Annotated in this window: 7 protein-coding genes; 3 read left to right on the top strand and 4 right to left on the bottom strand. The window is 64.2% G+C overall.

What is annotated here, in order from left to right; all coding sequences use genetic code 11:
* Positions 1-32 precede the first annotated feature (32 nt).
* Entirely contained in the window at positions 33-1,661 is a 1,629-nt protein-coding gene (locus PSELUDRAFT_RS15035) for an amidohydrolase (protein WP_088967607.1), read from the top strand.
* A gap of 235 nt (positions 1,662-1,896) precedes the next feature.
* Positions 1,897-2,094, top strand: coding sequence for a hypothetical protein (locus PSELUDRAFT_RS15040; protein ID WP_157725147.1), 198 nt, complete (start codon positions 1,897-1,899; stop codon positions 2,092-2,094).
* Between the two features lie 143 nt (positions 2,095-2,237).
* On the opposite strand, the gene PSELUDRAFT_RS15045 is transcribed toward PSELUDRAFT_RS15040, so the two are convergent.
* The gene (locus PSELUDRAFT_RS15045) at positions 2,238-2,699 is read right to left on the bottom strand and encodes an MEKHLA domain-containing protein (RefSeq protein ID WP_088967609.1); all 462 of its coding nucleotides are present in this window, start codon (positions 2,697-2,699) and stop codon (positions 2,238-2,240) included.
* A complete protein-coding gene (locus tag PSELUDRAFT_RS15050) occupies positions 2,696-3,751 on the bottom strand; it encodes an RNA methyltransferase (RefSeq protein WP_088967610.1) in 1,056 nt (351 codons plus the stop codon). Before PSELUDRAFT_RS15050 ends, PSELUDRAFT_RS15045 begins: the two co-directional genes overlap by 4 nt.
* 257 nt (positions 3,752-4,008) lie before the next feature.
* Here PSELUDRAFT_RS15050 and PSELUDRAFT_RS15055 point away from each other — a divergent pair, with 257 nt between their 5' ends.
* A complete protein-coding gene (locus PSELUDRAFT_RS15055; RefSeq protein WP_088967611.1) occupies positions 4,009-4,449 on the top strand; it encodes a DUF2846 domain-containing protein in 441 nt (146 codons plus the stop codon).
* Positions 4,450-4,528: 79 nt separating this feature from the next.
* On the opposite strand, the gene PSELUDRAFT_RS15060 is transcribed toward PSELUDRAFT_RS15055, so the two are convergent.
* Both PSELUDRAFT_RS15060 and PSELUDRAFT_RS15065 read right to left on the bottom strand, forming a co-directional pair.
* Positions 4,529-4,864, bottom strand: coding sequence for a hypothetical protein (locus PSELUDRAFT_RS15060; RefSeq protein WP_088967612.1), 336 nt, complete (start codon positions 4,862-4,864; stop codon positions 4,529-4,531).
* A gap of 136 nt (positions 4,865-5,000) precedes the next feature.
* Positions 5,001-6,049 (bottom strand): sel1 repeat family protein (locus PSELUDRAFT_RS15065; RefSeq protein WP_162291268.1); only part of this gene is annotated, 1,049 nt, incomplete at its 5' end.

The following is a 6,049-nucleotide window of genomic DNA, read 5'->3' on the forward strand; positions in this document are numbered from 1 at the left end:
GGCTGCACGCCCCTCCGTACCAGGAGCGAGACATGGACAATATTGCCGATACCCTCTACCTCAACGGCAGCATCTACACCGGCGACGCCGCGCGCAACTTTGCCCAGGCGCTGGCGGTGCGCGATGGCAAGGTGCTGGCCACCGGCAGCAGCGCCGCCTTGCAGCAACACCACCGCGGCACGCACACCCGGGTGGTGGACCTGGCCGGCCGGCTGCTGCTGCCGGCCTTCATCGACGGCCACGTACACCCGATGCAGGGCCAGCAGATACTGGGCGAGTTCGACCTGTCCGGGCTGGATACGCCGGACGCTATCCTGGCGCGCATCCGCGCCTGCGCCGCGGCCACGCCGGATGCGCCCTGGGTATACCTGGGCGGCGCCAACCTGGCCGCCTTCGGTGCCTATCCCACCCGCCAGCAGCTGGATGCGGCAGTGCCGGACCGCCCGCTGCTGGTCACCGGTTTCGACGTGCACAGCGGCTGCATCAACAGCAAGGGCCTGGCGCTTGCCGGCATCACCGCTGCCACGCCTGACCCGCAGGGCGGCATCATCGAGCGCGACGCCGACGGCGCGCCCAGCGGCGTGCTGCACGAGGAAGCGCTGTACCTGGTGTTCCGCCAGATACCGCAGCTCAGTGCCGCCGGCTACCCGGCGGCACTGGCCAAGGCGCAGCGCATGGCTTACGGCTACGGCATTACCGGCTGGTTCGACGCCTGGCTGGATGAGCCGATGATCCAGGCCTACTGGCAGGCGCAGCAGCAGGGCGAGCTGAAGGTGTACATGAGCGCCGGCATGGTGGCGCAGCCGGGGCAGGATGCCGCCGAGCAGATCGAGCGTTTTGTCGGCTGGCAGCGTCGCTACCAGCACGACAACCTGCGGCTACACACGGTGAAGATCTTCATCGACGGCGTACCGGAATCGAAAACCGCCGCGCTGCTGGCGCCGTACCAGGGCACCGAAGAACTGGGCATGACGCTGTGGACGCAGCAGCAGCTGGACCACATTTCCCTGCTGGCCGACCGTGCCGGCTTCGACCTGCACTTTCACACCCTGGGCGACCGCGCGGTGCGCATGGCGCTGGATGCGCTGGAGCATGTGCAGCGCCACAACCCGGCGCGCGAACGCCGCGCGCAGCTGGCGCACGTACAGCTGATCGACCCGGCGGACTACGGCCGCTTCCACCAGCTGGGCGCCATTGCCAGCGTGCAGTGCCTGTGGACCGCCGCCACGCCGGCGCAGCTGCAGCAGTTCGGCGAGCTGTTCGGCGCCGAGCGGCTGGCGCGCAACTACCCGTTCCGCAGCCTGCGCAACGCCGGCGCCATGCTGGCCGGTGGCTCGGACTGGTCGGTGAGCAGCATGAACCCGCTAGAGATCATCGAAACCGGCGTTACCCACCTGCCGCCGGGTGCCAGCGACGGCGAGCCGTGGAACCCGCACGAGCGGCTGGACGTGCTCTCCCTGCTGGAAGCGCACACCGTCAACGCTGCCTGGGCACTGCGTTTCGACGACTGTGCCGGCTCGCTGCAGGCAGGCAAGGACGCCAGCTTCAGCATCCTGGACCGCAACCCGCTGCTGTGCCCGGTGGCGCAGTTCAGCCAGGCGCGGGTGGTGCAGACCTGCTTCCGTGGCGAGGTGGTGTACCAGCTGGCCGAGCAGGCATAGGGCGGCGGCACGGCCAGCCGGGCGTTCCACCATGACGCATCAAGCGTTCCGCCCGCGCTGCCGCATGGTTGGCCGCATGCCGGCGTGCCGATGTTTTGTGTCTGTGCACTCGCTTCACCCCGGGTGGCCGGGGTATTTTTACCTGCGGCCAACCCTGGCGCAAATCAGTAACAGACAGGCATGCAAACAGGAATTTTGTGAGCTATGGTGAACTATCGGATGGCTGGAGGAACGCATGGCATCTGGAGTGAATAGCATCGGTTCCCAAAATCCTTACCAGCAGCTGGCCAGTATCAATCGCAACAGCCAGCCGCAGAAAGCTGCCGGCACCGATGCCGACGGCGACAAGGACGGCAGCACGGCTGCAAAGGCGGCATCGAAGCCGCAGAACACGTCGCTCACCATCGGTACCCGCATCGACACCACTGCGTAGGCCGGAGGTATGTCACGCAGTAGTTAAAGCCCGCCGCAATGGCGGGCTTTTCATTGCTAGGCAATCCGCTGCCTTGCGGCCAACCCTTGTGCGGTGGGCGTTTTTGCAATGGGGTGGAATGCCGCTGGCCGGGCGGTACGGGCTCAGGCGTCCTGCCAGCTGCGGTAGGTAGCGGCCTGGCCGTGGTAGACGCCGGCATCGTCCAGCAGATTCCACACTGTCACGTTTTCGATCCAGAAACGGCGGCCGTCGGCGGCGATGCGCAGGCCGCGGTAGCCGCTGGCGTAGCCGTCGCGCTGTACCGCCTGCAGCAGGCGGTCGCGCTCCTCGCGGTTTGGCGCCTCGGCCGACAGCCGTGATTCCAGCTGCGTGAACGCGTCCCAGCTGTAGCCGAAGCAGCGCTGCGCGGTGCGGTTGGCGTACACGAACACCGGGCTGGCGGCGGTGTTGTGCGACAACACGCAGAACGGCGCCTGCTCGTACAGCCAGTGCATCGCCTCGGCCTGCGGCAGCGCCGGGTCCACCAGCGGCACGCCCAGCAGGCGCTGGTAGCTGCTGGTGAGCAGCTGGAAAAAGTCGGGGTCGCGGTAACGGGGCAGGCTCATGCTTGTTGCACCTTGCCGGCGCGGCGCAGCAGGCGGCTGTGGTCGATGATGTCGGCGGCGCGGGCGCGCAGTTGGCCGCAGCCGCCATCCACGTCCTGGCCGGCGGAATCGCGCACCTTGGTCAGCACGCCGTTGTCGTGCAGGTAGTGCTTCATGTAGCGGATGTGCTCGGCGCTCGGGCGCTGGTAGCTGTCGCCCTCCACACTGTTGTACGGAATGATGTTCAGCACACCGTACTTGCCCTTGAGCAGCTGCACCGCGGCATCCATCTCAGCCTGCGTATCGTTGATGCCGGCCAGCAGCGTCCACTGGTACTGGATGGGGTAGCCAACGCGGCGCGCGTAGTCCTCGCCCAGCGCCACCAGCTCGGCCGGGTCATAGCGCGGCGCGCGCGGCAGCAGCCGTGCCCGCAGCTCGGCATTGGTAGTGTGCAGCGACAGCGCCAGCGCCGGTTTTACCTGCTGCTGCGGCAGGCGCTCGAACACCCGTGGGTCGCCCACGGTGGAGAACACCAGGTTCTTGTGGCCGATATTGCCGTCGGTGCCCAGCAGCTGGATGGCGTCCAGCACGTTGTCGAGGTTGTGCGCCGGCTCGCCCATACCCATGAACACCACCTTCTTTACCGGGCGGATGCGCCGCGCCTGCACCACCTGCGCCACAATCTCGGCGCTGCCCAGCTGACGCAGCAGGCCGCTCTTGCCGGTCATGCAGAAGGTGCAGCCCACCGCGCAGCCTACCTGGCTGGATACGCACAGCCCGTCACGCGGCAGCAGCACGCTTTCCACCATCTGGCCATCGGCCAGCGCTACCAGCAGGCGCAGCGAGCCATCCTCGCCGCCATGCTGCGAATGGATGCGCGCCAGACCATCGAGCCGCGCGGTCAGTGCCGGCAGGCCGTTGCGCAGCGCCAGCGGAAAGTAGTTTTCGCTTTTCTGGTGGCGGGTGCCGGTATCCAGCGGCAGGCCTTGCAGCCAGGCGCGGTTGATGCGGCCAACGTGGCAGGGGCGGGCGCCGAGATCGGCCAGCGACTGGTGGAATTCCTGGATATTCATGAGTGGTTCTGAACGGTTTGCACGGCGCTTGCGCCGCTGCTTGAATCAAGCCGCGTAGGGTAGCGCAAGACGTGCCGTCAGGGGAGGGTTTGTGCACCGGGAAAAGACGGTGTGGCAAGCTTTCGGTATCGGGTATTCGATATGTCAATATCGTAAATATGCCCGCCTTATGCTATATGTCATTTTTTCCGCGCGTAACGATGGCAAACGGCTCGACGAGCGGAGAACTTCACCTTCAACACATGAAAAGAGCAAACATGAAGACTTCCCTGCTGGCCACGCTGTTGGCCGCCACGCTGCTGTTTACCGGCTGTGCTTCGGTACCGTTGGGCGACCCGAAGGTGGACGCGCAACTCAAGACATTTGCGTCACCGCCTGCAGATAAATCCGGCATCTACATCTATCGCAACAGTTTCGTTGGCCAGGCGTTGAAGAAGGATCTGCATCTCAATGGCGAGCGCGTGGGCGAGACGGCAAACAAGGTGTATTTCTATCGCCAGGTTAATCCGGGCAAACAGACACTCAGCACGGAATCTGAATTCAGCGACAACAGCATCGAGCTGATTACCTCCGGCGGCAAAAACTACTTTGTCGAGCAGTACATCCGCATGGGCGTGTTCGTCGGTGGCGCCAACCTGAAGCAGGTGGACGACGAGGAAGGCAAGAAGAACGTGCTGGAAAGCAAGCTGGCCCAATAAGTCGGCAAGTAACCCGTCACGCAACAAGGGCCCGCACGCGGGCCCTTGTTTTCTTTGTGCGGCCAACTGCCGGCAGACACTACTGCGCGGCTGCCACCTTGTCGCTGGTGCATGCCAGCCCCTTGCCGGCAAAACCGCCGTACAGCGTTAGCAGGGTCGGATCCTTGCGCGATAGCGCAAAGGTGTCGGGCAGGGTGTGGTCGTTCTCGTTCTTCGGCCATACCAGCTGCCGCTTCTCGTCCATGATGCCCAGGTAGCTGTTGCCACCACGGTGCAGCTCTACCGTCTGTGCCTGGCGGTTGTAGCTGAACTGCGTCTGCTCCGGGCAGTGAAAACTGCCGTGCAGCGGCGGTTGCTGGCAAGCGCTCAACAGCAGTGGTGCCAGCAGCAGGGCCAGGCGGGGTAGGGCATTCATCGGGCAAATCACGGGTGGCGGAAAGGGCCGCCACTATAGCACGGCGAGGCTGGGGCGGGCTTGGCTGGCACCCCACCGCCATAGGCGGCCAGGGTTGGCCGCAGCGGCAGGCTCCGGTGACAGGGATGGCGCAAACTCATGGCTGCCCCGTGGTAGCGGGCATGCCGGTGGCCGGGTTCAAGCCCTTGGCCTTGGCCATCTCGGCAATGCGCGCTTCGCTGGGCAGTGGCGGCGGCACATTGCTTTCCCATTCCTTCAACCACTTGATCTTGCCATCCCACGGCGGCAGCTTTGCCGGTGGCAAGGGCACGATGTCGTCGATGTCATTTACCGTAGGTTTGAGGTAGGAATAACGCCCCAGGATGTCAGACAGGATTTTGTAGCGACGGGAGCGCTCCTCATCTTTTTCTAGAGCGAGATAATCCAGGCCGTCGCTGGGTGGGGGAGCTAGAAATACCTTCCCTAGCTTGAAGGCAGCTGTTTCATCACCAGCTTTCACTGCTAGCTGGTAGTACTTGAGTGCTTCGGAATAGTTTTTTGAGTTTTTCATATCTACAGCATATTCAAAGGCCGCTTCGCTATGACCTTGCTCAGCGGCACACTTGGTCATCTGTAGTCCAATACTGAATGGTGCAGGGTAGTCGATGCCGAGGCTGAATAGCTGGTCTCCCACATAATATTGCGCGTCCGGGTTGCCCAGGTCGGCTGCATGGCGCAGGTATTGCAAGGCCGAGGCATTGCTTTCTGCCACGCCGTAGCCCTTGGTAAGTAGTGCCCCCATATCGTAGTAGCCCTGCGGGATGCCGCGCTGGATAAGGTCTTGCGCCAGGGTTACCGGCAGGCTGATGACATCGTCGGCATCGCTATGGCCCCGGATCAGCAGCAGCGCCAGATTGTGGTTGGCCTTGTCGTGGCCCCAGGCCGCGGCAATGCGGTACAGCCGCTCGATAGCCGGGTATTTGGCCGGGTCGTCCTTGAGCAGATTCTGCTTTTGCAGCCAGCGCGCATGTTTGAATAGCTGTTCGGCATCCGGGTTTGGCTTGGGGATGCGGGCTTGTTCGTGGCTGCAAGTAAAAGCTGGCTGCCGTTCTAGACTGTCGGGGATGGCGGTCAGTGGGCTGGCGGCGGGTGGAGAAGCTGGCGCCTTGCCGCAGGCTGCCAACAGCAGGCAGGCTGCGGCCAACG

This window comes from Vogesella sp. LIG4, assembly GCF_900090205.1.
Classification (GTDB): Bacteria; Pseudomonadota; Gammaproteobacteria; order Burkholderiales; family Chromobacteriaceae; genus Vogesella.